Below are 3,205 nucleotides of genomic sequence, written 5' to 3' on the forward strand. Positions count from 1 at the left end.
CTGAATTTCAGCGGTCCCGCCGTAGATCGTGCAAGCGCGCCGGTAGAACAGCTCGGCGGCCAGGCCGGGCGCAAAATCCGGACCGGGAAAAGTGCGGCCGCGCAACGCCAGGTCCTCGTTCGGGTCCGGGTAGAACACGGCGCCGTAGTCGCCGAGGACTTCGACGAGCATTTCGGTGAGCTTCTGGTGCAGTTCGGAGCCGCGCACCTTGAGAATGGAACCCACCGCCATGCCGCCGTTCAATTCGCTGACGCCCTGGTACAACACCTTTTGCACGGCCATGTCGATCGCCAGGACCTCGAGCTCGTATTGCGCCAGGCGCGCCGCGAACACCGGATCCTCGAGCAACGGGCGCTCTCCTTCACGTTCGCGCATGGCGTAATTGCGGATCTTGGCAAGGTAGCGCTTCAGAGCCGGCGCTTCGGCGCCGAGGAAGGCGCGTTCATTAAACAGCAGGAACTTGGTGTACCCCCAGCCATGGTTCACTTCCCCGATCACGTTTTCCGCCGGAACCCGTACGTTGTCGTAAAACACCTCAGCCAGGTGCGAACAGCCATCCAGACTGGCGATCGGCCGCACGGTGACACCCGGCGTATTCATGTCGAGCAACAGGAAGGAAATCCCTTTCTGCGGCTTGGCGTGCGCATCGGTACGCACCAGCACGAAGTTCCATTGGCCGTGGCTACCAAAGCTGGTCCAGATCTTCTGGCCATTGACGATATAGTGATCGCCATCGCGCACGGCACTGGTACGCAGCGAGGCCAGATCGGAACCGGCGCCTGGCTCGGAAAATCCCTGCACCCAGAACAGCTCGCCGCGCTGGATCGGCGGCAGGAAGCGCCTTTTCTGTTCTTCGTTGCCGAACTCGATGATGACCGGGCCGACCAGCGCCACTCCGGCCTGGTTCTGCGCCGGGGCGCCGGCCAGGTAGCACTCTTCCTCAAAGATGTAGCGCTGCGCGGCGGTCCAGCCGGTGCCGCCGTACTCGACCGGCCAGTGCGGCACCGACCAGCCGCGCGTCTCGTGCAGGATCTTCGTCCAGCGCTGCGAATCATCGGCACCTGCCAGGTAACCCTGCTGGCCGCGCCAGGCCATGTCGGGCGGCAGATGTTCCCGCAGGAAGGCCCTTACCTCCTCGCGGAAGCTTTCGTTGACAGGATCGATGTGAAACTCCATGGGCTGTCCTTGGTACGGTTTTATGCGGTGAGTGCGCGCGCCCGCTCGAGCGCGGCCCGGCAGTCCGCCACGATGCGCTCGACCAGTTCCGCGCAGGACGGAATGTCGTCGATCAGGCCGAGCACCATACCGGCGGTGATCACGCCGGCATCCAGTTCACCCGTTTCCATGGCATGCCTGCCTTTCGCGCCAGCCACCAGAGGCCGGACCTCGTCGAACGTGCAGCCACCCGGCCTGCCTTCGATCGCCAGCACCTCGTCAGCGATGGCATTGCGCCACACCCGCGACGTATTGTTCAGGGTACGGAACAACAGCCGCGTGTCGCGTTCGTCGGCGCTTACCAAGGCTTGCTTGACCTTGTCGTGGATCGGCGCTTCGCGCGTGACCATGAAACGGGTTCCCATGTTGATGCCTTCCGCACCCAGCGCCAGGCGGCGGCCATGCCAGCGCCAGTGCCGATACCTCCAGACGCGATGACCGGTATGCTCAGCGCCCGTACGGCGGCAGGGATCAGCACGAAATTGGACACGTCATCCTCGCCCGGATGGCCGGCGCATTCGAACCCGTCGATGCTGATGACGTCCACGCCGCGCTTTTGCGCCGATAGCGCATGGCGCACCGAAGTGCACTTGTGGAGGATGCGCACCCCACCCGACTTCATGCGCTCGACCAGTGCCAGTGGCGTGTTACCGGCCGTCTCGACGATGTCGATGCCGGCATCGAGCAGGGCTTCCACATAGTCGGCGTAAGGCGGCGGCTTGATCGATGGCAGGGTCGTCAGGTTTACGCCGAAGGGGCGATCCGTCATGGTGCGACAGCGCAGGATCTCGCGCGCCAGCTCTTCGGGTGTCGGCTGGGTCAGCGCGGTAATCATGCCGAGGCCGCCCGCGTTGGACACGGCCGACGCAAGTTCGGCGCGACCAACCCACTGCATACCGCCCTGGACGATCGGATAGCGGATACCAAGAATTTCTGTAACGCGAGTTTTCATCTATCTTCGCCTTTAAAATTATTGAACGTCGTTTCTATATTAGAACACTGTTCATCAGTTTCAACAAGCCGGCCATGCGGATTTTTCCGACGCAGTCACACCAGAGCACGCAATTCTGGATATCGAAGCGACAGAACGTCCCCGGGTGTCGCGTGCCACACGTCCCGACCCATCAAAATGTTTACGTTTTAGAACGATGTTCTATAATCATCGAAGCGCTTCGCGCGCCATTGCACGGGCGCAGGCATTGCGCACTAATCGAGCGCCGTGATCGTCGTCGGCATACCGGTGATTGTCGGTGGCCGGATCGGCACCGGGCGGAAGAATTGTGGGCGCACCGCAATGACAAGCAATTCGACGGCGCGGCGGCCGCCGTCGTGGCTCTCTATCTTTTGATACCGGTGATTTTGTTATGTGCATCGACAAAGACGATCTTGGGAACATAGGTCTCCGCCTGTGCTTCGGTCATCGGAGCGTAGGTGCAGATGATCAGCAGGTCGCCCAGGTGGGCAAGACGCGCGGCGGCGCCGTTGAGCGAGATTTCGCCGCTGCCACGCGCTCCCGGTATCGCGTAGGTCGAGAAGCGCTGCCCGTTGTTCACGTTGTACAGCTCGATTTTTTCGTTGACCCAGATGCCGGCTGCTTCCAGCAAGTCGACATCGATCCCGCACGAGCCTTCGTAGTTCAGGTCAGCCTGGGTGACGGTGACCCGATGCAATTTTGACCGCAGCATGATACGTTGCATGGACATGGATATTTCCTTAACCTGAATGTGTTATTTCCGAGGGCGGCGCCGGCAAGGCCGAACGGCGCCGCTATGACGACGTACCCATGCGTCGCGCGCGGCCGTCCACGACGACTTTGATCAGAATCCACTCGCCACCGATCTGGCGCGCATCGGCGCTGGCACACACGACGCCGGACGTATGACCAAGCCGTACTGTGACGTGCGGGCGCCCACCCGCCACGAGGCTGACCAGCGTCCCGGGAATCGCGGCGGCAGCAGCGGTCGCCACCACCGCCGTTCCGTATCGCCTG

3 protein-coding genes and 1 pseudogene are annotated in these 3,205 nt (G+C 62.2%); all 4 read right to left on the reverse strand.

The genetic code is table 11. From position 1 onward, the window contains the following. Nucleotides 1–1,176 (reverse strand): acyl-CoA dehydrogenase family protein (locus I5W_RS17005; protein WP_044530108.1); only part of this gene is annotated, 1,176 nt, incomplete at its 3' end. Nucleotides 1,177–1,196: 20 nt separating this feature from the next. Continuing rightward, nucleotides 1,197–2,167: pseudogene (locus I5W_RS17010) on the reverse strand (NAD(P)H-dependent flavin oxidoreductase). Between the two features lie 385 nt (nucleotides 2,168–2,552). Continuing rightward, on the reverse strand, nucleotides 2,553–2,912 hold the full coding sequence (gene panD, locus I5W_RS17015; protein WP_044530109.1) for an aspartate 1-decarboxylase: 360 nt from the start codon (nucleotides 2,910–2,912) through the stop codon (nucleotides 2,553–2,555). Nucleotides 2,913–2,982: 70 nt separating this feature from the next. Further along, nucleotides 2,983–3,205: 2-methylaconitate cis-trans isomerase PrpF family protein (locus I5W_RS30055; RefSeq protein ID WP_217284450.1), on the reverse strand; the 223-nt coding region annotated here is incomplete at its 5' end.

Source organism: Herbaspirillum sp. B65, assembly GCF_000333555.1.
GTDB lineage: Bacteria > Pseudomonadota > Gammaproteobacteria > Burkholderiales > Burkholderiaceae_D > Herbaspirillum > Herbaspirillum rubrisubalbicans.

Bases quoted from the DNA above. Each gene is read 5' to 3' on its own strand.
- panD (WP_044530109.1), bottom strand. From the start codon at position 2,912: ATGCAACGTATCATGCTGCGGTCAAAATTGCATCGGGTCACCGTCACC.